At 72.2% G+C, this 24049-nt stretch carries 26 protein-coding genes; 9 read left to right on the top strand and 17 right to left on the bottom strand.

Features of this window, described 5'->3' with window-relative positions:
• Positions 1-13 precede the first annotated feature (13 nt).
• The 10 genes from ACZ3ZD_RS08035 to ACZ3ZD_RS07990 all read right to left on the bottom strand — a co-directional run bounded on the left by ACZ3ZD_RS08035 (position 14) and on the right by ACZ3ZD_RS07990 (position 9698).
• A complete protein-coding gene (locus tag ACZ3ZD_RS08035; protein WP_467394775.1) occupies positions 14-1453 on the bottom strand; it encodes an amino acid permease in 1440 nt (479 codons plus the stop codon).
• On the bottom strand, positions 1450-2181 hold the full coding sequence (locus ACZ3ZD_RS08030) for a FadR/GntR family transcriptional regulator (protein WP_467394773.1): 732 nt from the start codon (positions 2179-2181) through the stop codon (positions 1450-1452). Before ACZ3ZD_RS08030 ends, ACZ3ZD_RS08035 begins: the two co-directional genes overlap by 4 nt.
• A gap of 118 nt (positions 2182-2299) precedes the next feature.
• A complete protein-coding gene (locus ACZ3ZD_RS08025) occupies positions 2300-3136 on the bottom strand; it encodes an undecaprenyl-diphosphate phosphatase (protein ID WP_467394771.1) in 837 nt (278 codons plus the stop codon).
• An 87-nt stretch (positions 3137-3223) separates the two neighbouring features.
• A complete protein-coding gene (gene crcB, locus ACZ3ZD_RS08020) occupies positions 3224-3598 on the bottom strand; it encodes a fluoride efflux transporter CrcB (protein WP_467394769.1) in 375 nt (124 codons plus the stop codon).
• Positions 3595-3975, bottom strand: a complete 381-nt coding sequence (locus ACZ3ZD_RS08015) for a DUF190 domain-containing protein (RefSeq protein ID WP_467394768.1) — start codon at positions 3973-3975, stop codon at positions 3595-3597. Before ACZ3ZD_RS08015 ends, crcB begins: the two co-directional genes overlap by 4 nt.
• Positions 3972-4433, bottom strand: coding sequence for a fluoride efflux transporter FluC (locus tag ACZ3ZD_RS08010; RefSeq protein WP_467394766.1), 462 nt, complete (start codon positions 4431-4433; stop codon positions 3972-3974). Before ACZ3ZD_RS08010 ends, ACZ3ZD_RS08015 begins: the two co-directional genes overlap by 4 nt.
• A 68-nt stretch (positions 4434-4501) precedes the next feature.
• Positions 4502-5461 (bottom strand): SMP-30/gluconolactonase/LRE family protein, encoded by a 960-nt coding sequence (locus tag ACZ3ZD_RS08005; RefSeq protein WP_467394764.1) that lies wholly within the window; start codon positions 5459-5461, stop codon positions 4502-4504.
• Positions 5462-5528: 67 nt separating this feature from the next.
• Positions 5529-5816 carry an ArsR family transcriptional regulator gene (locus tag ACZ3ZD_RS08000; protein ID WP_467394762.1) on the bottom strand — a complete coding sequence of 96 codons (288 nt, stop codon included), beginning with the start codon at positions 5814-5816 and terminating at the stop codon, positions 5529-5531.
• Positions 5817-6006: 190 nt separating this feature from the next.
• Positions 6007-7569: a glycoside hydrolase family 53 protein gene (locus ACZ3ZD_RS07995; RefSeq protein WP_467394760.1), complete on the bottom strand. Its 1563-nt coding sequence runs from the start codon at positions 7567-7569 to the stop codon at positions 6007-6009.
• A gap of 107 nt (positions 7570-7676) precedes the next feature.
• Positions 7677-9698, bottom strand: a complete 2022-nt coding sequence (locus ACZ3ZD_RS07990) for a beta-galactosidase (RefSeq protein ID WP_467394758.1) — start codon at positions 9696-9698, stop codon at positions 7677-7679.
• Between the two features lie 234 nt (positions 9699-9932).
• On the opposite strand from ACZ3ZD_RS07990, the gene ACZ3ZD_RS07985 reads away from it, so the two are divergent.
• The 6 genes from ACZ3ZD_RS07985 (at position 9933) to ACZ3ZD_RS07960 (ending at position 15057) form a co-directional block, all read left to right on the top strand.
• Positions 9933-11249 (top strand): ABC transporter substrate-binding protein, encoded by a 1317-nt coding sequence (locus ACZ3ZD_RS07985; protein WP_467394756.1) that lies wholly within the window; start codon positions 9933-9935, stop codon positions 11247-11249.
• Complete coding sequence (locus ACZ3ZD_RS07980) at positions 11246-12172, top strand: carbohydrate ABC transporter permease (protein WP_467394754.1); 927 nt, start codon at positions 11246-11248, stop codon at positions 12170-12172. Before ACZ3ZD_RS07985 ends, ACZ3ZD_RS07980 begins: the two co-directional genes overlap by 4 nt.
• On the top strand, positions 12169-13074 hold the full coding sequence (locus ACZ3ZD_RS07975; RefSeq protein ID WP_467394752.1) for a carbohydrate ABC transporter permease: 906 nt from the start codon (positions 12169-12171) through the stop codon (positions 13072-13074). Before ACZ3ZD_RS07980 ends, ACZ3ZD_RS07975 begins: the two co-directional genes overlap by 4 nt.
• Positions 13071-14102, top strand: a complete 1032-nt coding sequence (locus ACZ3ZD_RS07970; RefSeq protein ID WP_467394750.1) for a LacI family DNA-binding transcriptional regulator — start codon at positions 13071-13073, stop codon at positions 14100-14102. Before ACZ3ZD_RS07975 ends, ACZ3ZD_RS07970 begins: the two co-directional genes overlap by 4 nt.
• A 131-nt stretch (positions 14103-14233) precedes the next feature.
• Positions 14234-14584: a VOC family protein gene (locus ACZ3ZD_RS07965; protein WP_467394748.1), complete on the top strand. Its 351-nt coding sequence runs from the start codon at positions 14234-14236 to the stop codon at positions 14582-14584.
• Between the two features lie 74 nt (positions 14585-14658).
• Positions 14659-15057, top strand: coding sequence for a MarR family winged helix-turn-helix transcriptional regulator (locus ACZ3ZD_RS07960; RefSeq protein WP_467394746.1), 399 nt, complete (start codon positions 14659-14661; stop codon positions 15055-15057).
• A gap of 58 nt (positions 15058-15115) precedes the next feature.
• Here ACZ3ZD_RS07960 and ACZ3ZD_RS07955 read toward each other — a convergent pair whose 3' ends face one another.
• From ACZ3ZD_RS07955 to ACZ3ZD_RS07940, 4 genes are all read right to left on the bottom strand, one after another.
• The gene (locus tag ACZ3ZD_RS07955) at positions 15116-15514 is read right to left on the bottom strand and encodes an SseB family protein (RefSeq protein WP_467394744.1); all 399 of its coding nucleotides are present in this window, start codon (positions 15512-15514) and stop codon (positions 15116-15118) included.
• Between the two features lie 142 nt (positions 15515-15656).
• A complete protein-coding gene (locus tag ACZ3ZD_RS07950; RefSeq protein ID WP_467394742.1) occupies positions 15657-16202 on the bottom strand; it encodes a cysteine hydrolase family protein in 546 nt (181 codons plus the stop codon).
• A 118-nt stretch (positions 16203-16320) separates the two neighbouring features.
• A complete protein-coding gene (locus ACZ3ZD_RS07945; protein ID WP_467394740.1) occupies positions 16321-17826 on the bottom strand; it encodes a purine-cytosine permease family protein in 1506 nt (501 codons plus the stop codon).
• A 120-nt stretch (positions 17827-17946) separates the two neighbouring features.
• A complete protein-coding gene (locus ACZ3ZD_RS07940; protein ID WP_467394738.1) occupies positions 17947-18087 on the bottom strand; it encodes a hypothetical protein in 141 nt (46 codons plus the stop codon).
• A 153-nt stretch (positions 18088-18240) separates the two neighbouring features.
• Here ACZ3ZD_RS07940 and ACZ3ZD_RS07935 point away from each other — a divergent pair, with 153 nt between their 5' ends.
• Positions 18241-18435 carry a DUF2795 domain-containing protein gene (locus ACZ3ZD_RS07935; protein WP_208030477.1) on the top strand — a complete coding sequence of 65 codons (195 nt, stop codon included), beginning with the start codon at positions 18241-18243 and terminating at the stop codon, positions 18433-18435.
• 405 nt (positions 18436-18840) lie between these two features.
• Positions 18841-19722 carry a CAP domain-containing protein gene (locus tag ACZ3ZD_RS07930; protein WP_467394735.1) on the top strand — a complete coding sequence of 294 codons (882 nt, stop codon included), beginning with the start codon at positions 18841-18843 and terminating at the stop codon, positions 19720-19722.
• On the opposite strand, the gene ACZ3ZD_RS07925 is transcribed toward ACZ3ZD_RS07930, so the two are convergent.
• Entirely contained in the window at positions 19689-20888 is a 1200-nt protein-coding gene (locus ACZ3ZD_RS07925) for an MFS transporter (protein WP_467394733.1), read from the bottom strand. The genes ACZ3ZD_RS07930 and ACZ3ZD_RS07925 overlap by 34 nt on opposite strands.
• 54 nt (positions 20889-20942) lie before the next feature.
• Between ACZ3ZD_RS07925 and ACZ3ZD_RS07920 the strand changes: the two genes are divergently transcribed.
• Positions 20943-21680 (top strand): AraC family transcriptional regulator, encoded by a 738-nt coding sequence (locus ACZ3ZD_RS07920; RefSeq protein ID WP_467394731.1) that lies wholly within the window; start codon positions 20943-20945, stop codon positions 21678-21680.
• Between the two features lie 3 nt (positions 21681-21683).
• Here the strand turns inward: ACZ3ZD_RS07920 and ACZ3ZD_RS07915 are convergent, their stop codons facing one another.
• Complete coding sequence (locus tag ACZ3ZD_RS07915) at positions 21684-23399, bottom strand: sigma-70 family RNA polymerase sigma factor (RefSeq protein WP_467394729.1); 1716 nt, start codon at positions 23397-23399, stop codon at positions 21684-21686.
• Positions 23400-23554: 155 nt separating this feature from the next.
• Positions 23555-23959, bottom strand: coding sequence for a winged helix-turn-helix transcriptional regulator (locus ACZ3ZD_RS07910; protein ID WP_467394727.1), 405 nt, complete (start codon positions 23957-23959; stop codon positions 23555-23557).
• Positions 23960-24049 lie beyond the last annotated feature (90 nt).

Genomic DNA, 24049 nt, shown 5'->3' with positions numbered 1-24049 from the left:
GCCGGTACGCGGGTCACGCGCCGGCGCCGGTGGAGGTGCGGGACATGCGGGCGCGGATGGCGTACCAGCCCGCGACCAGTGCGGCGACGATCAGCGGCAGGCACAGCACGGTGGTGCGTCCGGCGCCGCCGTCGGCGTACATGAGGACCAGGACGGAGGCCAGGAACGCCAGCGTCACGAGTTCGGTCCAGGGGGAGCCCGGCAGCCGGTACGACGGCCGGGTCAGCGCGCCGCTCCGGGTCTTTCGCCAGAACAGCAGGTGGCAGAGCATGATCATGCCCCAGGTCGCGAGGATGCCGATCGCCGCGAAGTTGAGCACGATCTCGAAGGCGTCGGCGGGGACGACGTAGTTCAGGCCCACGCCGAGGACACAGATACCGCTGGTGAGCAGGATTCCGCCGTACGGGACCTGGCTGCGGCTCATCCGGCCGGTGAACTTCGGGGCCGAGCCGCTCATCGCCATGGAGCGCAGGATGCGGCCGGTGGAGTACAGGCCGGAGTTCAGCGAGGACATGGCCGCGGTCAGCACGACCAGGTTCATCACACCGCCGGCCGCCGGGACGCCGATGTGGGACAGGACCGTCACGAAGGGGCTCTCGCCGGCGGAGTACTTGCTCCAGGGCAGCAGCATCGACAGCAGCACGACCGAGCCGACGTAGAACACGCCCACCCGCCACATGATCGAGTTGATCGCCTTCGGCATGATCTTCTCGGGGTTCTCGGTCTCGCCCGCGGCGACGCCGACCAGCTCGACCGAGGCGTAGGCGAAGACGACACCCTGGATGATCAGCAGCATGGGCAGCAGGCCGTTGGGGAAGACCCCGCCGTTGTCGGTGATCAGGGACGGGCCGGGGTGGTGGCCGTCGACCGGGTGCTGGGTGACCAGCAGGAAGATGCCGATGCACATGAAGACCACGAGCGCGCCGACCTTGACGATGGCGAACCAGAACTCCAGCTCACCGAATATCTTGACCGAGATCAGGTTGACGGTCAGGACGACCGCGAGGGCGATCAAGGCGATCAACCATTGAGGGATGTCGGAGAACATGCCCCAGTAGTGCGTGTACGTGGCGACGGCCGTGATGTCGGCGATGCCGGTGGTCGCCCAGTTCAGGAAGTACATCCAGCCCGCGGTGTAGGCGCCCTTCTCGCCCAGGAACTCCCGGGCGTACGACACGAAGGCGCCGGAGGACGGGCGGTAGAGGACGAGTTCGCCGAGGGCGCGCACGACCAGGAAGGCGAAGACGCCGCAGACGGCGTACGCGATGAACAGGGAGGGTCCGGCGTCGGCGAGCCGGCCGCCCGCGCCGAGGAAGAGGCCGGTGCCGATGGCCCCGCCGATGGCGATCATGTTGACGTGCCGGTGCTTCAGGCCTTTGCTGTAGCCGGCGTCTCCGGCGTCGACATGGCCGGACGAGGGGCGCGTCTCGTCTTTGAGGTGCTGCTCGCTCACGCCTCGGGTCCGCCTTCCGTAGGGGAGTCCGTCCGCTGGGGACGCACGATGTCGGTGAGGGTCGTCTCGACGCGGTCGAGGTGGTGGCTCATGGCCTCCACCGCGTCGTGTTCGGAACCGTCGACCAGTGCCTCGACGATCGCCCGGTGCTCCCGGTTGGACTGCTCGCGGCGGCCCCCCAGCTCGTTGAGGAAGGCCGACTGACGCGCCAGTGCGTCGCGGATCTCCTCGATGACCCGGCGGAAGACCGGGTTCTGGGCGGCCTCGGCGACGGCGAGGTGGAAGAGGGTGTCCATCGCGACCCAGGCGGTGGTGTCCGTCTCCCGCTCCATGCGGTCGACCAGGTGGGCCAGGTGGTCCAGGTTCTCCGGGGTGCGACGCAGTGCCGCGTATCCGGCGACCGGGATCTCGATGTGCCGGCGCACCTCCAGCAGGTCGCTGGCCGCGTAGTCGCCGAAGGTGGGGTCCTCGACGGTGTTCGCGACGACGAAGGTGCCCTTCCCGGTCCGGGAGACCGTGAGGCCCATCGTCTGCAGCGCGCGCAGCGCCTCGCGCAGCACGGGCCGGGACACCTCGAGGGTGCGGCACAGCTCTGCCTCGGAGGGGAGCTTGTCGCCGATGGCGTACCGGCCGCGCTCGATGGCGTCGCGGAGGTGGTCGAGCACCGCTTCCATCGCGCTGACGCGCCGCGGGACGAGACCACCTGTCTGGCTGTCTGACAGGTTCACGGGAGCGATCCTGCGGGGTGCGGGCGGGGAGTGTCAAGGTGTCGGGTAAGCAGACATTCACGGGGTGCGGCGCCTGAATGCAGGCATCCGCACCCCGTGGGTGATCAGCGGCGTTCGCTCAGCTGCCGAGCGTGCCGGTGGCGAGCAGACCGAGCAGGCCGACGCCGATGACGATCCGGTAGATCACGAAGGCGTTGAAGGAGTGCTTGGCGACGAACTTGAGCAGCCAGGCGATGGAGGCGTAGGCGACCACGAAGGAGACGATGGTGCCGACGGCCAGCGGGGCGGCGCCGACGCCCGTGCCGAGGGCGTCCTTCAGCTCGTACAGGCCCGCGCCCGTCAGGGCCGGGATGCCCAGGAAGAACGAGAGCCGGGTGGCGGCGACGCGGTCCAGGTCCAGGATGAGCGCGGTCGACATGGTGGCGCCGGAGCGGGAGAAGCCGGGGAAGAGCAGGGCGAGGATCTGGGAGCAGCCGACCCACATCGCGTCCTTGAAGGACGTGTCGTCCTCGCCGCGCTTGTGCCGGCCCATCTGGTCGGCGGCCCACATCACGCCCGAGCCGACGATCAGCGAGCCGGCGACCACCCACAGCGAGGCGAGCGGGCCGTCGATCAGGGGCTTGGCGGCCAGGCCCACCACGACGATCGGGATGGTGGCGGCGATGACCCACCAGGCGAACTTGTAGTCGTGGTGGTAGCGCTCCTCGCGGTGGGTCAGACCGCGGAACCAGGCGGAGACGATCCGCCGGATGTCCTTGAAGAAGTACACGAGCACGGCGGCGATGGCGCCGACCTGGATGACGGCGGAGAAGCCGACGACGGACTTGTCGTCGACGGGGATGTTCATGAGCCCCTCGGTGATCTTGAGGTGGCCGGTGGAGGACACGGGGAGGAACTCGGTCACCCCCTCGACTACTCCGAGGACGACGGCCTGACCGACGGAAATGGCGCTCATGGAATCCAGTTCTGAGGAGAGGGGGTCGACAATGGTGTAGACAGTACTCACTGCGTCACTTGCTGCGTGCGGACGGGTGGCACGTGCTCAGGCCCACAGGGCGCCGGCGAGCGAGACCCCGGTGAAGGCCGCCGCGAGCCCCGCCGCCACGCTTGCCGCGACGTTCAGGGCAGCGTAGAGGCCGGAGCCGGCCTCGGTCAGCCGCAGGGTCTCGTAGGAGAACGTCGAGTACGTCGTGAGCGCGCCGCACAGCCCGGTGCCCAGCAGGAGTTCCAGGCGCGGCCCGGCGACCCCGGCGGAGACGGCGCCGGTGAGCAGCCCGAGGACCAGGCAGCCGACCACGTTCACCACGAAGGTGCCCCAGGGGAAGAGCGAGTCGTGGCGGGCCTGCACGGCGCGGTCGGTGAGATAGCGCAGGGGTGCGCCGACGGCGGCTCCCGCGACGACCAGCAGCCAGTTCACAACGACTTCTTACCCTCCGGGTCCGTTTCGTCCGGTCCGGGCGCGCGCCCCGCGTACCGGACGATCTCGCACTCGTCCAGGGTGACGAGGTGGTCGCCGGCCAGTTCCTCCAGCCGCGGCAGGAACGCGCGGATCCGCTCCTCGGTGTCCACCACGACCACCGCCACCGGCAGGTCCTCACTCAGGGACAGCAGGCGGGAGGTGTGGATGCGGGAGGAGGCGCCGAAGCCCTCCACGCCCCGGAAGACGCCCGCCCCGGCGAGCCCGGCGGCGTGCGCCCGGTGCACGATCTCGGAGTAGCGGGGCCGGTGGTGCCAGGTGTCGTCCTCGCTCAGGTACACGGTGAGCCGGACGGCGCGGTCGGTACGGAACGTCATCGACGCCTCCCGGTCAGCAGTCGGCGGGCGGCGGCCGAGGCGAGCCACACCGCCGCGAGGGCCGCGCACAGGGTCGCGGCGAGATAGGCCAGGCCCAGGCCCGGGCGGCCGGCGTCCACCAGTCGGCGGACGTCGACCGCGTAGGTGGAGAAGGTGGTGAAGCCGCCGAGGACGCCGGTGCCGAGGAACGGGCGCAGCAGGCGGTGGCCCGCCCACACCTCGGTGACCAGGACCATCAGCACGCCCATGGCCGCGCAGCCGGAGACGTTGGTCCAGAAGGTCGCCCAGGGGAAGCCGTCTGCGGGTGTGGGCCAGGCGAGCGCCAGGGCGTGGCGTGCCGTCGCGCCGAGCGCGCCGCCGGCCGCCACGGCGGCGGCGACGGGTGCCTGGGTACGCCACTCGGGCCGCCGCGCGGTCGCGGGGCGCACGCCGTGGGTCCCGGTTTCCGGGGCTGTCATCCTGGTACGTCTCCTGTTCGGCCCCTGCCCCGGCGGGCGATCAAGGCCGGGACCAGGTTACCGCCGTCTCAGTGCCCGGCAGGGCGGCCGCAGACCGCCACACCGGACTCCCACAGGCTGCCCAGTACCAGGTGGTCACCGGTCGCGCACACGCTGGTGACCATGCGGAAGCCGGAGCGCCGGCGGGTGAGGTGGTGGACGATCCGGCCTCGGTCGTCCACGGCGACCACGCCGGTGGTCCCGCTCGGCCGGTACGGCGCGTGTACGGCGACCCGGGCGGCGGCGCCGCGCACGGCCCGCGGGGCGCGGTGGAGCACGTCCAGCGGGGGCACGCGGGGGCCGGCCAGGGCGACCCAGACCGGGCCGCCGGGGCCCTCGCGCCAGAGGTTGTCCGGCATGCCGGGCAGGTCGGCGAAGGGCTCGGCGCGGCCCGCGCGGGGGCCGGTGAGCCGGAAGCGGGTGAGGCGGCAGGAGCCGGTCTCGGCGATCACCAGGAAGGAACCGTCGGCGCTCGCGGCGATCCCGTTGGCGAACTGCAGCCCGTCCAGCACCACGTCGGGTTCCCCGCCCTCGGGGGCGAGCCGCAGCAGGCGCCCGGTGCCGGTGTGTTCGACGATGTCGCCGATCCACCGGTCGAGGGGGTGGCGGCGGCTGGAGACGGTGAAGTACACGGTGCCGTCGGGCAGGGCGACGGCGTTGCTGCAGAAGCGGAGCCGCTCCCCCGCCACCGAGTCCGCGAGGACGCGTACGGTACCGTCCGCGGTGTCCACACGCAGCAGGCCGCGTTCCGCGTCGCACACCAACAGGCCGCCGTCCGGCAGGAGTTCGAGCCCGAGGGGGCGGCCGCCGGTCTCGGCCAGCAGCTCCGTGCGGGCCGTGCGCGGGTCGCCGAGGTGGTGGACGCGCAGGATGCGTCCGTCCGCCACGCCGGTCAGGACGCGCCCGCGCCCGTCGGGGACGACGTCCTCGGGGCCGCGGGCGCCCAGGCAGACGTAGTGGAGCGGCACGAGTGCGGCCGGTCGGTCCATGGGCGTCCCCTTCCGCGTCGGGACACCCGGCCCCGACTGCCTGGAGTCTCCCCGCGGTGGTCGTCCGTCACCAGCCCTTCTCGAACATCCGGGCCACCTCGGCGATGCGGACCTCGTCGCGCCGGTAGTAGGTGCGGCAGCGGATCCGGCGGGTGCGTAGGAGGCCGAGGCGGGTGAGGAGGTCCAGGTGGGCCAGGGCGGTGCGGCGGGGTACGCCCAGCTTGTCGGCGACGGCCCGCGCGGTGACGCCGGTGTCGGCGGGGTGGCCGCAGCGCGCGGCGGGGAAGTGGGCCGGCGGGTCCTTGAGCCATTCCAGGATGGTCTGCCGCATCCGGCCCGAGGGAGTCCCCGTCATCCGTCCGCCCTCCCGTCCCGCCCCCTGATACGCAGTGTTACCCACTGTCGCGCGGGCGACGCCGTCCCGTCCGGGACTCGACGGCCGTTGTCCGGTACCGGACGGCGCCGCGTCCCAGGAGCCGCCCCACAGCTCCGGGAACACGGCGGGGGCCCGGCCGCGGGGTGCGGCCGGGCCCCGTGGAGACGGGTCAGCGGTGGCTGAACCACGTCATGGAGGAGAGCGCCCTGTCGTCGTAGCCGAACAGGGCCTGGTTCTCCCAGCCGTTGCCCGAGGCGGGGTCCGTCGGGTCCCAGCCGTTGCCGTCGACGGCGGTCCAGGTCGCCTCCCAGCAGAAGACGCCGAGACCGCGGCCGTTCGGGACCGCCTCCACGATGCTCGCCACGCCGTTCAGCCACCTGGTCTGGCCGGCCACCGTCGCCGGGTAGCCGGGGACCAGTTCGCCGGTGGTGTCGATCTGGTTGGTGAGCGAGTCGTCGCTGTCCAGCCGGAACGGGTAGGCCGTCTCGGCGACGAACACCGGCTTGCCGTAGCGGGAGGCCGCGTCGTCCAGGGTGGTCTGGAAGTCGGAGAGCGGGCCGTGCCAGTAGCCGTAGTACGACAGGCCGATCGCGTCGAACCGCACGCCGGCCGCGACCGCGTTGTCGAACCACCACTCGGTGCCGGCCTTGTCGCCGCCCTTGGCCAGGTGCAGCGCGACGACGGTGGAGGAGTCGACCGCCTTGACGGCGTCGTAGCCGGAGTTGATCAACCCGGCGAGCCGGCTCCAGTTGCTGGTGGACCCCTCGGACCACAGCATGCCACCGTTGATCTCATTGCCCACCTGGACCATGTCGGCGGTGGTTCCCTGAGCCTTCAAGGCGTTCAACACGTCGTACGTGTGGTTGTACACGTCCGTCTTCAGTTGACCGTATGTATGGCCCACCCATGCGGTCGGCTTGTTCTGCTGGCCCGGGTCCGCCCAGCTGTCCGAGTAGTGGAAGTCGACCAGGAGCTTCATGCCCCGCGCCTTGACGCGCTTGGCCAGCGCGAGGACGTGCGCCTTGTCGTTGAAGCCGTCGGCCGGGTTCACCCAGACCTTCAGGCGCGCGTAGTTCATGCCGTACGACCTGAGGATGGCGAGGGCGTCCCCGGTCGTTCCGGAACCCGTCCGGTACACACCGCCCTTGGCCTCGCTCTTGGCGAGGGAGGAGACGTCGGCGCCGTGGATGGACGTCCCGGTGGTGCCAGGCGCGAAGGTCAGATCGTCAACGTTGATCCAGTTGCCCGCGTTCGCGTCACTGTTGATGCTGATGGTGCACTGGTTGGTGGTCACATTGACCGGCGTGACGATCCGGATCCACCCACTGGACGATATCGGCAGGTCGGTGCGCTGTTCGGAACCACCGCAGTTCTTGAGCGCCAGGTAGGCGGCCTTCTGTCCGCCGCTGGACCGGACCCACGCCGTGAGCTTGTACTGGCCGTTGGCCAGCCCGGACAGGTACTGGTACGTCTCCACCTTGTAGGCGGACGAGGAGTAGTGGGAGAGGCGGTAGCCGCCGCTGTGCCCGCCGGACTCGCTGTACGAGGCGCCGGTGTCGCCGTACTCGGACCAGCCGGCCGGGGTGGCCGCGCCCGCCGCGTCGGACTCGAAACCGCCGTTGGCGAGGGTGCTCGCGGCGTGGGCGGCCGGGGCGGGCAGGGCGGTGAGGGCGAGCCCGGCCGCGAGTGGCGCCAGCAGGGCTCTGATGGTGCGTCTGGGAGGGAACTTCATCGTCCGTCGTCCCTTCGACGTATGGGGAGGGGGGTCCTCCGGTGGGCCCGGAGGAGGACCCCTCCGCCCGCGGCTCTCGTGGCACACGCGGGCGGAGGGGAGCCGGCTCAGCCGTCGAGTCGTACGACCCGGACGGCCCCCGCCGGGACCGCGAGGCGGCCCGCGGCGCGTTCGCCCGTCAGCAGCTCGGTGCCGGGCGTGTCCAGCGGCACCTTGGTGTCGCCGGCGGTGTGGTTGATGACGAAGAGGTAGCTGCCCGACGTGCCGGCGCGGCGTACGACCTCGACGTCGCGGGGCAGGCCGTCGCGCGGCGCGAGGCCGGCGTCGTCGGCCGCCCGGCCCACGAGCACGTCCAGGCCCCGCGCGCCGAGGCGGGTGGAGGCGTACCAGGCGGTGCCGCGGCCGAGCCGGTGCCGGGTGACGGCCGGGCGGCCCGCGGTGAGCCCGTCGGCGTACGACCACACGGTCTCGGCGCCGCGCGGGACGACGAACTCCGTCCACACGTCCCCCGTCAGCTCGGAGCCGTCCGGACCGGTCAGCCGCACCCGCTCGTCCCTGAGCAGCGGCGAGAACTCCTCCACGGTGAGCCCGAGCACGTCGCGCAGCACGCCGGGGTAGGCGCCCTCGTGGACGGCGTCGTGCTCGTCCACGATCCCGGAGAAGTACGACACGACGAGCGTGCCCCCGTTCTCGACGTACTCCCGGACGTTGCGCCCCGCGGCCTCCGTCATCAGGTACAGGGCCGGGGCGACGACCAGGGGGTAGCGGGACAGGTCGGCTTCCGGGTGGGCGAAGTCGACCGTGAGGTGGCGGTCGTAGAGGGCCTCGTAGAAGGAGTCGGCGCGCTCGCGCGGGTCGTGGTCCTCGCTGGGGCGCCAGGACAGGTTCTGGGCCCACCACGACTGCCAGTCCCACAGCATCGCCGCGTCGGCCTCGGTGCGGGTGCCCCGGATCTCGGCCAACTCCTCGACCCAGGCGCCGAGTTCGACCACCTCGCGCCACACGCGGGTGTCGGTGCCGCCGTGCGGCAGCATCGCCGAGTGGAACTTCTCGGCGCCGCGGCGGGACTGGCGCCACTGGAAGAACATCGCGCCCTCGGAGCCGCGCGCCACGTGCGCGAGGGAGTTGCGGGCCATCTGGCCCGGTGCCTTCGCGGGGTTGCGGGGCTGCCAGTTGACGCCCGAGGTGGAGTGCTCCAGCAGCAGCCAGGGGGCGCCGCCGGCGACCGAGCGGGTGAGGTCGGCGGCCATGGCGAGGTTGACGTGGGTGCGGCGGCCGTCGGTGATCAGGTAGTGGTCGTTGGTGACGAGGTCGACCTCGCGGCCCCAGGCCCAGTAGTCCAGGGAGTCGCACTGGCTGAGCGCGGTCATGAAGTTGGTGGTGACCGGCACGCCCGGCGAGAGGCGGTGCAGGATGTCCCGCTCGGCGCGGAAGTTCTCCCGGATGGTGGCGTCGGTGAACCGCCGGTAGTCCAGCGCCTGGCCGGGGTTGCCCACCGTCGGGGTGGCCCGGGGCGGGTTGATCTGTCCGAGGTCGGTGTAGCGCTGGCCCCAGAAGGCCGTGCCCCAGGCCTCGTTGACGCCGTCCACGCTGCCGTGGGTGTCGGCGAGCCAGCGGCGGAACCCGTCCGCGCAGGACGCGCAGTAGCAGGCCGAGACGGGGACGCCGTACTCGTTGTGGACGTGCCACATCGCGAGCGCCGGGTGGTCGCCGTAGCGCTCGCCGAGCTTCGTGGTGATGCCCGCGGCGGCGGCCCGGTAGTCGGCGTTGCTGTGGCAGATCGCGCCGCGGGAGCCGAACTCGTAGCGCACGCCCTCGGCGGTGACCGGCAGGGCCTCGGGGTGCGCGCGGTAGAACCAGGCGGGCGGCACCACGGTGGGCGTGCCGAGGTCGACGCGGATGCCGTTCTCGTGCAGCAGGCCGAGGATCCGGTCGAGCCAGCCGAAGTCGTACTCCCCCGGCGCCGGTTCCAGCAGGGCCCAGGAGAAGATGCCGACGCTCACCAGCGTGACGCCGGCCTCCCGCATCAGCCGGACGTCCTCCCGCCAGACGGATTCCGGCCACTGCTCGGGGTTGTAGTCCCCACCGAAGGCGAGCCTGGTGAGGCCCCTGGGGCTGGTGTCCGGCATGGCTGACTCCCGGGAGATCGATCATTTGGGAACGTGCACACATGGCAGCGGCGGTGCGATCCCAACATAACCGCACAGCAACAACCATTGACAAGTGTCCGGGATGTTTCTCTACTGTGAACGCTCACAGAAGCATGGCAGGGGCTCCCTCGGAGCGCACCGCGGTCATGTGAACGTGCACATCTGCATGGCAGGTCTCCGCAGCGGGCGGGGGCCCAGGTCAGGGGAGAAACCATGCCGCACACGAAGCGCCGCCGCCTCGTGACAACCGCCGTCGCCGTGTCCCTCGGCGCCACCGCCCTCGCCGCCTGCGGTTCCGAGGACGACAGCAAGGCCGAGTCGGGTCCCGTCTCGCTGACGTACTGGACCTGGACGCCCGGCATGGACAAGGTCGTCGACCTGTGGAACAAGGGGCCGGGGAAGAAGGAGCAGATCACCGTCACGGTGAAGAAGCAGGCGTCCGGCGACACGCTGGTCACCAAGATCCTCACCGCGCACAAGGCGAAGAAGGCCCCCGACCTGGTGCAGGCCGAGTACCAGGCGCTGCCGACACTGGTCAGCAACGACGCCCTGGCCGACATCTCCAAGGAAGTCGGCGACGTCAAGGACAAGTTCGCGGAGGGTGTCTGGCAGCAGACCACGCTCGGCACGGACGCGGTCTACGCGGTGCCGCAGGACATCGGGCCGATGATGTTCTACTACCGACAGGACCTGTTCAAGCGGTACGGCCTGAAGGTCCCCACCACCTGGGAGCAGTTCGCCGAGACCGCCCGCCAGTTGAAGAAGAAGGCGCCGGAGAAGGACCTGACCACCTTCTCCGCCAACGACTCCGGGCTCTTCGCCGGGCTCGCCCAGCAGGCCGGCGCCAAGTGGTGGACCACCTCCGGCGACAGGTGGAAGGTCGGCATCGACGACGCGGCCACCCGCAAGGTCGCCGCCTTCTGGGGCGGCCTGGTCAAGGAGGGCGTCATCGACAACCAGCCGATGTACACGCCGTCCTGGAACAAGGCGCTGGACACCGGCAAGCAGATCGCCTGGGTGAGCGCCGTGTGGGCGCCGGGCACGCTGACCACGGCGGCACCGGACACCAAGGGCAAGTGGGCCATGGCCCCGCTCCCCCAGTGGTCGGCCGACCAGGACGTCACCGGCAGTTGGGGCGGCTCCTCGACGGCGGTCACCACCGACTCCGCGCACAAGGAGGCCGCCGCCGCGTTCGCGGCCTGGCTGAACACCGACCACGACGCCCTGAACGCGCTGGCGAAGGACGGCGGCATCTACCCGGCCTCCACCTCCGCCCAGCTGAGCGGCGCCTTCTCCAACCCGCCGGCGTACTTCGCCAACCAGCCGGACTTCTACACCCGGGCCGCCGACATCGCCCGGACCACCGCGCCCTCCGCGTGGGGCCCGAACGTGAACGTCGCCTACACCTCCTTCAAGGACGCCTTCGGCGCCGCCGCCAAGAACACGTCGGACTTCACCGCCGCCCTGGGGAAGATGCAGGACGACACGGTCGCCGACATGAAGAAGCAGGGCTTCGAGGTCGCCCCGTGAGCAGCCCCGCCGACCGGAAGCCGTACGGGGTCAAGGGGGCCCCGTACGGCTTCCTCCTCCCCGCCACGATCCTGTTCGCCCTCTTCTTCGCGCTGCCCATCGGCTACGCGGTCTGGCTCAGCTTCCGCAAGGCGCACGTCTCCGGTCTCGGCCTCGGCTCGGGCGCCCGCACCGAGGTGTGGGCCGGCGTCGCGAACTACACCGAGGCCCTCCAGGACAGCGAGCTGCTGGCCGGCGCGCTGCGCGTGTTCGGCTACGGCTGCATCGTCGTCCCGGTGATGCTGGGCCTGGCGCTGCTGTTCGCGCTGATGCTGGACTCCGACAGGGTGCGGCTCGCCCCGTTCACCCGGCTCGCGATCTTCCTGCCGTACGCCGTCCCCGGCGTGGTCGCCGCGCTGCTGTGGGGCTTCCTGTACCTGCCGGACGTCAGCCCGTTCTTCTTCCTGCTGGACCGGCTGGGCCTGCCGCAGCCGGACCTGCTGGACGGCGGTCCGCTGTACCTCGCCCTGTCGAACATCGCGGTCTGGGGCGGCACCGGCTTCAACATGATCGTCATCTACACCTCGTTGCGGTCCATCCCGGCCGAGGTGTACGAGGCGGCGAAGCTGGACGGCGCCACACCGCTGCAGATCGCGCTGAGGATCAAGATCCCGATGGTGGCGCCCTCGCTGGTGCTGACCTTCTTCTTCTCGATCATCGCGACGCTCCAGGTGTTCAACGAGCCCACCACCCTGAAACCGCTGACCAACTCGGTCAGCACGACCTGGAGCCCGCTGATGAAGGTGTACCAGGACGCCTTCGGCCGCAACGACATCTACGCGGCGGCGGCCGAGGCGACGCTGATCGCCGTGGTCACGCTGCTGCTGTCGTTCGGCTTCCTGCGGGCCGCGAACCGACGGAACAAGCAGGAGGCAGCGGGATGAGCACCCTCGCCGTCCACAAGACCGCACCGGCCGCCGGCACCACCCCCGGTACGGCGCAGGGCCCGCCGCTGCGCCGCCGGATCGCCCTGATCCCCACGGCCACACTGCTGCTCGGCGCGCTCTACACCCTGCTCCCGGTCGCCTGGGTGGTGATCGCGTCGACCAAGTCCGGGCACGAGCTGTTCTCCACGTTCACCTTCCTGCCCGGCACCGGCTTCACCGACAACATCAGGGACCTCGACGCCTACCGGGACGGCGTCTACTGGACCTGGATGGGCAACTCCGCCCTGTACGCGGGTCTCGGCGCCCTGCTGTCCACCGCCGTGTCGGCGATCAGCGGCTACGCGCTCGCGACCTACCGCTTCAGGGGCCGCGAGACGATGTTCGACATCCTGCTGGCGGGCGTCCTGATGCCGCCGGTGATCCTCGCGATCCCGCAGTACCTGCTGCTGGCCAAGGCCGACCTCACGGACTCCTACCTGTCCGTGCTGCTGCCGCAGATCCTCTCCCCGTACGGGGTCTACCTCGCCCGGATCTATGCGTCCGCCGCCGTGCCCTCCGACGTGGTGGAGGCCGGGCGGATGGACGGGGCGGGCGAGTGGCGGATCTTCACCCGGATCGCGCTGCCGATGATGATCCCCGGCATGGTCACGGTGTTCCTCTTCCAGTTCGTGGCGATCTGGAACAACTTCCTGCTGCCGTTCATCATGCTGAGCGACGACGAGAAGTTTCCGCTCACGCTGGGCCTGTACACACTGCTGGAGCAGGGCTCCAACACGCCCGCGCTGTACACCCTGGTGATCACCGGGGCGTTCCTCGCGGTGCTCCCGCTGATCGCCCTCTTCCTGGTCATCCAGCGGTTCTGGAGCCTGGATCTGCTGTCCGGGGCCGTAAAGTCATGACCATGGGCAATCCGGGGGGCCGGCGCAGACCGCCGACGATCCACGACGTGGCGCGCGAGGCAGGCGTCTCGCGCGGCACCGTCTCACGTGTGCTCAACGGCGGGCACTACGTCAGCCCGGCCGCCCAGGAGGCGGTCAACGCCGCGATCCGCAGGACCGGGTACGTCGTGAACCGGCACGCCCGTTCGCTGATCACGGGCCGCTCCGACTCGGTGGGCTTCCTGCTGACCGAGCCGCAGGAGCGGTTCTTCGAGGACCCCAACTTCAACGTCCTGCTGCGCGGCTGCACCCAGGCGCTGGCCGCGCACGACGTCCCGCTGCTGCTGATGCTGGCGGGGACCGAGGACGAACGGCGGCGCATCACGCGGTACATCACCGCCGGGCACGTCGACGGGGTGCTGCTGGTCTCCAGCCACTCCGGCGACCCGGTCGCCGAGGAGCTGCGGGGCGCGGGGGTGCCGCTGGTCGCCTGCGGCAAGCCGATCGGGCTCGGCTCGAAGGTGAGCTACGTGGCCGCCGACGACCGGGACGGCGCCCGGGACATGGTCCGGCACCTGCTGGCCCGGGGCCGGCGCCGGATCGGCGTGGTCACCGGCCCGCTGGACACCCCCGGCGGTGTGGAGCGGCTCGCCGGGTACCGGGAGGTGCTCGCCGAGGCGGGCATCGCGGCCGACGAGCGGCTCGTCGTCTCCGGCGACTACAGCCGGGCCAGCGGGGAGGCGGGCGCGGAACGGCTGCTGGCGCAGGCCCCGGACGTGGACGCCGTGTTCGTCGCCTCGGACCTGATGGCGCAGGGCGTGCTGGCGGCCCTGCACCGGGCCGGGAAGCGGGTGCCGGAGGACATTGCCGTCGGCGGCTTCGACGACTCCCCGGCCGCGACCGCCGCCACCCCGGCGCTCACCACGATCCGGCAGCCGTGGGACCGGATCAGCACCGAGATGGTGCGGGTGCTGCTCGCCCAGATAGGCGGGGAGGACCCGGCGGCGGTGATCCTGCCGACGGAGCTGGTGACGCGCGACTCGACGTGACACCGGGTGTCCTGGTCCGCCGGACGGCGCCAAGCGGTCAGGATCGAAGAAGCCGGGGCGGGGGCCGCGGCCCTAGCGTGGGAGCACCGACGGGGACCCGTCGGGTTCCGCATCGCCAAGGAGTGAGCATCATGACCGCCGGACTGCAGACGATCATCTACCCGGTGAAGGACCTGGCGCGCGCCAAGGCCGTGTTCGGCGCGCTGCTCGGTGTCGAGCCGTACGCCGACGAGCCGTACTACGTCGGCTACAAGGCCTCCGGCCAGGACGTCGGCCTCGACCCGAACGGGCACGCCAAGGGCATGACGGGTCCGGTGCCGTACTGGCACGTGACGGATCTGCGGGAGCGGCTCGCGGCGCTGCTGGCGGCGGGGGCCGAGCTGCTCCAGGACGCGCAGGACGTCGGTGGCGGCCGGCTGATCGCCTCCGTGAAGGACGCCGACGGCAACCTCGTGGGGCTGCTGCAGGACCCGTCGGCCTGAGGCCGGTACGACCGCCCGCCCGAGCCACTAGTTGCACACTCAACGACTGGCTGGATCGGTGCTACGGTGCGGTTATGGCAGTCACGACGGCCGACACCCGGCTCGAAGAGCGCTGGCGAGACATCCTCGCGGTGCACGCGCACACGATGTGCGAGATCGACCGCGCACTGCATCCGCACGGTCTCGGCGCCAGCGACTTCGAGGTGCTGGACATCCTGGCGGCGGAGTCGCCCGAGCAGGGTGACCACTGCCGGGTGCAGAACCTGGTCGGCAGGGTGCATCTCAGCCAGAGCGCGCTGTCCCGGCTGATCGGCCGCCTGGAGAAGGACGGCCTGGTGGAGCGCTCGGTGTGCGCGGAGGACCGGCGCGGGGTGTGGGTCGCGCTCACCCCCAAGGGCCGCGCGCTGCACGCCGAGGTGCTGCCGGTCCAGCGCGCGGTCCTGCGGCGCATGCTGGCCGGACGGGACGCGTAGCCGGGGCGGCCCGCCCGGTGCCTGAGCGCACCGGGCCGGAGCCCGCCCGGGTCTCTGGTCAGCGGGCCAGGAGGGTGCGGACTCCCTGCGAGGTGAGCGTGAGCCCGTGGGCGGAGCTGCCGTCGATGGCGAGGGAGAGGTCCTCCGTGGGCCACTGCGCGGCGAGCGCGCCGAGCGGTATCAGGCGGTAGCGCGAGACGAACGGCAGCAGCTCGGCCATCTCGCCCTCCGACGTGAACACCGGGACGACATGGTCGCCGCTGGGCTGTTCCAGGACGGGCAGGGCCACCGTCGAGGCGTCCGCGCCCTCGCCGTCCACCGCGTCGTCGGGTACCGGGACGAGTACGTCACTGTGGGCGAGGGTGTCCAGGGCGGCCTGGTCCTCGGCGTTCACGGCCAGCGCGTCCAGTGCCTGCTGCGCGGGCGTCGGCTGGGCCTCGTGTGCGGGTGTTTCCATGGCTGATCCCCAGATCGGTGGTTGTACGGGCCGCCCGGGCGGACTGGAGCCCGGGCGGGCTCCCGGCACGCGTACCCGGTGGGGTGCCGGGCATGCAGGATCCGCCGGTGCTTCGGTGGGACACCGGTCACGGGGAGGTTGCTCAGGTCCGCGTGAGCAGGTCGGCGAGGGTGGTGACGCGGACCAGCGGCCGGTACAGCTCCATGATCTGCAGGGCCCTGAGGTGGGAGTCGTCGTCCACGCCGGCGCAGGCGTCCGCCACGACCAGCACCTCGGCGCCGGCGTCCGCGGCGGCCAGGGCGGTGGACAGCACACAGCAGTCGGTGCTGACGCCGGCCAGGACCAGACGGCCCTCCGGCCCGACCCGGGCGGCGAGTTCCGGGGTCCACTTGCCGAAGGTGGTGGTGTCCACGACATGGTCCGCGAGGGCGGCGAACTCCTCGGTCAGTGACCAGAGGTCCGCGTCCGGCGGCCGGCGGGCGAAGGGCCACCGCTCGTAGTAGGCGCGCCAGGCGCCGGCCGGCTGCTCGGGGGCGAGGAAGCGGGTGAAGGTGACCCGGCCGGCGAAAGCCGGCAGCAGGGCGCGTACGTCCGCCGCCGCGTCGGCGTAGCGGGGGGTGGCCCAGGGGCTGGCCGGGTCGGCGAAGACACGCTGCATGTCGATGACGGCGAGATGTCCACTGCTCATGTGCGGGGCCCTCCTCCTACGGCGAGATGTCCGCTGCTCACGGGTGGGGTGCCGCCGCGTCGGGTGCCGGGCCAGGCCCTCTCTTCCGGACCCTGCCGGCGTCGACCGGAACGCTCCCTCACCCCAATCCGACCTGATCCGAGACGGAGGACCCAGGTGCCCGGGCCTCCTGGGACCGCACCCGGCCCCGGCCCGTCAGCAGCGTGCCGAGGAAGGCGAGTGCCAGGGCGGCCAGGACGCCCAGGTTGGCGTAGGCCCAGGCGCCGATCCTGCCGCCGAGGCCGAGCGGCCCCAGCAGATAGCCCTGCCAGGTCAGCCAGTTCGCGGCGGCGTTGGTGACCAGGCCCCAGCCGACCGCGGTGGCGGCGAGCGTGAGGATCAGCGGGAGGAGCGGGACGTCGCCGTAGCGGCCGTGCGGGCGGTACAGGTCGCCCTCGTCGTAGTCGCGGCGGCGCAGTGCCAGGTCGGCGAGCATGACACCGGCCCAGGCGGCGATGGGCACGCCGAGTGTGGTGAGGAATCCCGTGAACGGGCCGAGGAAGTCGTCGGCGTAGAACACGATGTAGACGGCGCCGGCGATCATCAGTACCCCGTCGAGGAGCGCGGCCAGGTGGCGGGGCACGCGCAGGCCGGCCGAGAGCAGGGCCAGGCCGGAGGAGTAGATGTCGAGAACGGCGCCGCCGACCAGGCCGAGGACGGCGACGACGGCGAACGGCACCAGGAACCAGGTCGGCAGCAGGGTGGTCAGCGCGCCGATCGGGTCGGCGGCGATCGCCTTGCCGAGTGCCTCGGAGGAGCCGGCCAGCAGCAGGCCGAAGAGCAGCAGGACCACCGGGGCCAGACAGGCCCCGAAGGTGGTCCAGCCGATCACTCCCCGGCTGGAGGAGCCGCGCGGCAGGTAGCGGGAGTAGTCGGCGGCGGCGTTGACCCAGCCGAGGCCGAAGCCGGTCATCATGAACACCAGCGCGCCGATGAACCGCTGTGCCGAGCCGGACGGGAGGGCGTCGACCGCGCCCCAGTGGACGTGGTCGGCGACCAGGGCGATGTAGACGATCGTGAGGACGCCCGTGACCAGGGTGATCCAGGTCTGCAACCGCATGATCAGGTCGAAGCCCACGACCCCGCCGACGACGGTCAGCGCGGCCACCACCGTCAGGGCGGCCACCTTGGTCCCGGTGCCGCCGCCCCAGCCGAGTCTGCCGAACACCGTCGCGGTGGCCAGCGTGGCGAGCGCGGTCAGGACGGTTTCCCAGCCGACGGTGAGCATCCAGGACAGGCCGGACGGCAGCCGGTTGCCGCGGACGCCGTAGGCGGCCCGGCTGAGCACCATGGTGGGTGCCGAGCCGCGCTTGCCGGCGACCGCGACGAAGCCGCACAACAGGAACGAGACGGCGATGCCGAGCACGCCTGCGGCGAGGGCCTGCCGGAAGGAGATGCCGAAGCCCAGGGCGAAGGCGCCGTAGCCGATTCCGAGGACGGAGACGTTGGCCCCGAACCAGGGCCAGAACAGGGAGCTTGGGGTACCGCAGCGCTCCGCGTCCGCGATGACGTCGAGCCCGTGCGCCTCCACCTGGAGGGGGCGGCCGGCGGATCCGCCGCCGAGGGAATCGCGCGGGTGCGTCATCGCCGAGCCCACCTGCCCTGCCTGTCCGGCGTGTCCAGGTCCTGTCCGGACATGTTCAGGTCACGCTAGGTCGGACCCGGTGACCGGTCAAGGCGGGGCCGGGTCCGCGCGGAGGACCCGCTACGCGTCGCTCTCGTCCGCGTCCTCGTCGGCGGGGTCGGGGCCGTCCGCCTGTGACGGGGTGGTGCGGGGCGGCTGCTGCTCCTCGGGGGCGGCCTCCTCGGGTTCGCCCTCGGCCTGGGAAGGGGTGCTCTCGCTCATCGGAAACCTCCCGGGACGCGTCTCACACGTGATGCCCGAAGCCCCCGGGTACCCCTGCGTCCCGCGACCCATCACCCGACGGGATTTCTGAGTCCGCTTCCGCGGGAGGGGGTACCTGGGCAGTCCTGAACCACCTCACCGCCTGGAGGAGCCATGGCGGGTATCACCCCACCCGATCTGCAGAAAGCCCTGTCCGGCGCGGAGTACCCGGCCAGTTCCGATCAGCTTCGGAAGGTCGCCGAGCACAACCACGCGCCCAAGGAGGTCACCGAACGGATCTCCCACCTCGGGAAGAAGGAGTTCCAGAACCCCGCCGAGGTCAGCAAGGCCGTTTTCCGGAACGAGTGACGGCGACCGGACACGGGAGTGCGGCGGCCGGGCCCCTGAGCCCGGCCGCCGCGCCCTGCACGGGGTGGGTGACATCCGTCACAGCCGCGTCGGCTACTAGGCGGGTGGGATAGTAGATGCCGCTCCGGCGACATATGGGATTTGTCCGTCTTGCCGTGACCGCGGGCCGCGCTGCGGGCCACGACACGACCGCCGCTGCGCACTCGTCCGCATTCCCCGGCGTGCGCGCCGACATGACGGCCCGACAGCGTCGCGCAAACTTAGCGGTCGCGAAGTCGGCATCTCCGGGCGCGCCTGACAAGGGGTGCGCGGATCTACGAGGGGAGGTAGGAGAAGGACCCTTTGCGCCTGGTGTGCGCCCGTCCCAACAATGAGCGCTCGGCGATCACCGAGTGAGGTTGACGTATGGGCCAGCACCGCAAAACGAAGCACTACCGGCGAATACTCGTCGCTGCCGCCGCCGTCGGCGCCGTGGGCGTACCGTCCGTCGCCCTTGCCTGCACCGACTGGCCGTACGGCCCGGACGGCCAGGCGCAGAGCGTCGCTACGACCGAACCCGCGGGGCAGTGGCAGTACACCCCGGGGCGTTACCCGGGCAACGGTGACGACACCGGCGCGTCCCTGGCCACCGTGCCGCCCACGCCGTCGGTCACGGCGTCCCCCAGCGCCGACCCGAGCGTCCGCGTGAGCGTGCACCCGCACACGAGGAAGCACCCGAAGAAGCACACGCGGACGCACACGCCGAGGAGGGCCACGGTCCACGCGCCCCGGCGGACCACCGCACCCGGCACCCCTGCGGCCACCGCACCCGGCACCCCTGCGGCCACCGCGCCCGGCACGTCCCAGGCCACCGCAAACGCGTCCGCGGTCCCCACCGCGTCCAGCTCCCCGAAGCCGACGGCCACCGCGTCCGGGGTCACCGCCGAAGTCCTGCGGCTGGTCAACGCCGAGCGGGGCAGGGCCGGTTGCCGGGCGCTGACCCTCGACCCGGCGCTGACCAGGTCCGCCCAGGCGCACAGCGACGACATGGCGGCCCACCAGAACATGTCGCACACCGGGTCGGACGGGTCCTCCCCGGGGGACCGCATCACCCGTGCCGGCTACGCCTGGAGCAGCTACGGGGAGAACGTGGCCTACGGGTACGGCACGGCCGAGCAGGTCATGGCGGCCTGGATGGCCAGCCCCGGCCACCGGGCCAACATCCTGAACTGCGGCTTCAAGGAGATCGGCGTCGGTCTCGCCCAGCCCGGCAGCTACTGGACCCAGGACTTCGGCACGGCCCGCTGAGCGGCGGCGGCCGGCGCCTCGGCCCGGCCGCCTGGCGCCGCCGGTTCGGGCAGGGTGCGAAAGAGCAGCCAGCCGAGCGCGGGCATCAGGACCAGCGGGGCCAGGGCGGCCCGCAGGGACGTGGCGTCGGCCACCCGCCCGATGAGGGGGCTCGCCAGTCCGCCGACGCTGACGGTCAGTCCGAGGGTGACACCGCCGGCGGTGCCGACCCGGCTGGGCAGGTAGTCCTGGCCCAGGGTGACCTGGAGGGAGAAGGGCACGTACAGCCCGGCGGAGGTCAGGGCCACGCACAGGTACAGGGCCGGCCCGGGGACGAAGACGACGCCGGCGACCGCCGCGACCGACAGCAGGTACGACCAGCGGCACACCGTCACCCGGTCCCAGCGCTCGGCCAGGCGGCCGCCCAGCACGGAACCGGCCGCGCCGCCCAGGTAGAGCACGAACAGCGCCGCCGTACCGGCCGTCGTACCGCCGCCGACGCGCTGCGCCGCGTACAGGGACAGGAAGCTGCTCAGGCCGGTGAACACCACCGAGCGGCACACCACGGCCAGCGACAGCCTCAGGAAGGACGCCCGGTCGTCGGCGCCGGCCACCGATGCCCTGCCGGCGAGGTGCCGCCGGCTTTCCGGGGCGCGCAGGACGACCAGGTTCAGCGCCGCGCCGACGAGCGCCGGCAGGGCCAGCAGCGGGGTCCAGCGCAGTCCGCCCGTGCCCACGACGGCCGTGACCAGCAGCGGTGCCAGGGCGAAACCGGCGTTGCCGCCCAGGGCGAACCAGCCCATGGCGCTGTGGCTGCCCTCGCCGGCCAGCCGGGCGACACGGGCGGACTCGGGGTGGTAGGCGGCCACGCCGGCCCCGGACACCGCCACGCACAGCAGCGTCAGCGCGTACGAGCCGCCGGTGCCGCTCAGCGCGATGCCCAGGCCGGCCAGGAGCGTGCCGGCCGGCAGCAGCCAGGGCACGGGCCGGCGGTCGGTGAGCGCGCCGAACAGCGGCTGCGCCACCGAGGAGAGCAGGGAGGCGGCCAGGACGACGGCCGAGGCGGCGGCGTAGCCGTAGGCGCGCTCGGTGACGAGGAACGGGATCAGGGACGCCACGGCTCCCTGGTAGACGTCGACGCAGGCGTGCCCGAGGGACAGCAGGGTGATCGATGCTTTGCTTCGCACCCGGTCATGCTCCGGCGCTCCCGGGGTGTCGCGCTTTCGATAACCTGCCAGGTGATGACGGAGATCCGCCATGACCCGGTGGCCCCCACCCGCACCCGGTGGCTCGCGTCCGGCGCGGCGATCAGCGCCCACCGGCACGACGACCACCAGATCGTGTACGCGGGCCGGGGCGTGCTGGCCGTGACCACCGACGCGGGTTCCTGGGTCGCCCCGGCCACCCGCGCCCTGTGGGTGCCGGCCGGCACCGTGCACGCCCACCAGGCGCACGGGGCGCTCGAACTGCACCTGGTGGGACTGCCCGCGAGTGAGAACCCGCTCGGCCTGACCGCGCCGACCGTGCTCGCGGTGAGCCCGCTGCTGCGCGAGCTGATCGTCGTGCACGCCCGCGGGCCCCAGGACGGCAGTCCCGAACGGGCGCGGCTGCGGGCGGTGTTGCTGGACCAACTGCGTGCCTCGCCCCAGCAGCCGCTGCACCTGCCGACGCCCGGCTCACCGGTGTTGCGGGCGCTGTGCGACATCCTGCGCGCGGATCCCGCCGACGGCCGCACGCTGGCGGAGCTGGGCCGACAGGTCGGGGCGAGCGACCGTACCCTGTCCCGGTTGTTCCGCCGGGATCTCGGCATGACGTTCCCGCAGTGGCGCACCCAGCTGCGGCTTCACCACGCGCTGGTCCTGCTGGCCGAGGGGGCGCAGGTGACCACGGTGGCGCACCGCTGCGGCTGGTCCTCGGCCAGCGCGTTCATCGACGTCTTCCGGCGCGCCTTCGGGCACACGCCGGGCACCGCCCCGTAGCTGTCACAGCCTGGTGCCGAAGTCCTGGGTCCACCAGGGGCCGCCCGGGCCGTCGTGGACGCCCACGCCGAGGTCCTTGAACGAGCAGTTGAGGATGTTGGCGCGGTGGCCCGGGCTGTTCATCCAGGAGTCCATCACCGACTGGGGGGTCTGCTGGCCCTTCGCGATGTTCTCGCCGTAGGTGGACCAGCGGTAGCCGGCCGCGGTGACGCGCTCGCCGGGGTCGGCGCCGTCGGGATTGGTGTGGTCGAAGAAGTTCCGCGCGGCCATGTCGTCGGAGTGGCCCTGGGCGGCCTTGTCGAGCTGCGCGTCCTCGGTGACCGGTCCGCACCCGGCGGTCGCCCGCTCCTTGTTCACCAGCGCGACCACCTGCGCCACCGTGCCCGCGGGCGCCGGCTGGGCCTGCGGGGTCCGGGAGGCGGGCGGGGTGGTGGGCGCGGCCGGCGCGGCCTTCGGCGTGCCGCTCTCGCGCGGGGGACGGGGGCTCTTGGCGGGGCTCGGTTTCTTCCTGGCGTGCGACGGGGACGGCGACGCGGACGGCGAGGGCGACGCGGAGGTCTCGGCGGCGCCGGGTCGCGCGAGGTCCACGACGGGGGCGCCGGCGGTCCGCGCGGCGCCGGCCTCCCGGGTTTCCGGCTGTCCGGAGTCGGTGCCGAAGTACCAGAGGCCGCCGCCCGCCACACAGGCCGCCACCACGGCACCGCCGACGGCCCGGCGCCGTGTCCGCCGCCGTCTGCGTGCCTCACCGCGTCCGGTCGTACGACGACGGGAGGCGCGCGGTCCGGCCGGGTCGCCGGGGCCGCCGTGGGCCGCCTCGACGGCGTCCTGCCTGGATTCCACGGCCCCCTGGGCCGGTTGGCCGGCCGGGTGGGGGGCGTCGGCGGGGGCCGGCGCCGGTGCGGCGGAGCCGGCCGCGCTCATGCCGGTGACGGCGGACCGGGTCGTCGTGAGCAGCGCCGACGACACGGCGACCAGGGCGAGTCCGGCCAGCAGGCCCTCGGCGGGCAGCAGACCGCTCCACAGGCCGCCGCAGCGCGCGCAGTCGCGCGCGTGCCGGGCTATTCGCTTGCGCCACAGGGCGGAGGGCCGGCCGTCCCAGGCGGCCAGCACCCCGTGCAGCTCCGCGCAGGCGGGCCGGGAGTCGAGGGCCCGTACCACCACCCGGGCCGCCTCCAGCCGTGCCTTCATCCGCTGCACCCGTACCGCGGTGTGCTGCGGCGACACCGCGAGGGCGGCGGCGACCTCGGCCCGGGTCAGCTCACCGGCGCACTCCAGCCACCACAGCGACAGCACCTCCCGGTCGTCCGGCTCCAGCCAGCGGGTGGCGCGCGCGGTCTCCTGGCGCTGGCCGGACAGCTGGAGGCGGACGATGGTGAGGTCCACGAAGTCGGCGCCCGGATCGGCGACGTCGGCGGCCTCCTCCACGGCGTCCGGGGCGAGTCGGCGGTCCTGCCAGTGGGCGCGGACCCGGTTCATGGCGATGGCCACGAGCCAGGAGCGGAAGCTCTCCGGGCTGCGCAGGTCGCCGAGCGAGCCGAGGGCCCGGAGCATGGTCTCCTGTACCACGTCGTCGACGTCGACGGAGCCGTTCAGGGCGCGGCCCACGATGTTGTACACCAGCGGGAGAAAGGCGCTGACCAGGGCGTCCTGTGCCGCAGGGTCCCCCGCTCGGGCGGCGGTCACCAGTGCCGCCGTGTCTGCCGTGTGCTGTGTCCTCATCAGAACTTCCCTGTCCTCGACGCCGAACGATGCGGTCCGTTACCCGGGAGACCGCCGGGCGCGGTGCCGATAACGGTTTTTCGGAAAGTCGTTCGACGGGGAGACTCACAGCAGCGGGGCGGGCGCCGCAAGGAAGAAGGTCACACCGCGGCGGGTTACGCGCGGCCCTCCTGACCGTCACTCAGCCCGTTGGCCCGGTCCACCTCGGCCATGTGCTCCTCGGCCCAGTCCCGGACGGCGGCGAGGACGGCTTCGAGGGACAGGCCGAGCGGGGTGAGCCGGTAGTGCACGCCGGGCGGTACGGAGGGCTCCACCCGGCGGGCGACCAGGCCGTCCCGGACGAGGCTGCGCAGGGTCACGGACAGCATCTTCTGGGAGACGCCGGGCATCCGGCGCAGCAGTTCGGCGAAGCGCACCTCGTCCGGGGCCGCCTGCGCCAGCACCTTCACCGCCATCGACGTCCACTTGGTGCCGATCCGGTCGAGCAGCCTGCGCGTCGGGCAGGCGGGGTCGAACAGGTCGCCGCGCACGGCGGGGGTGCCCTTGGCCTGGGAAGTCACCTGGAGCTCACCAACTGACGGGAAAGTGCGGTCTGTTGACGCCGAGGATAGTTACCTACCGTTCCCTTGTCACCATCGGTTACCCAAGGG

This window comes from Streptomyces sp. NPDC023481, from assembly GCF_055560195.1.
The sequence above is the reverse complement of the archived record's forward strand: the minus strand, read 5'-3'. Positions and strand labels throughout refer to the sequence as shown.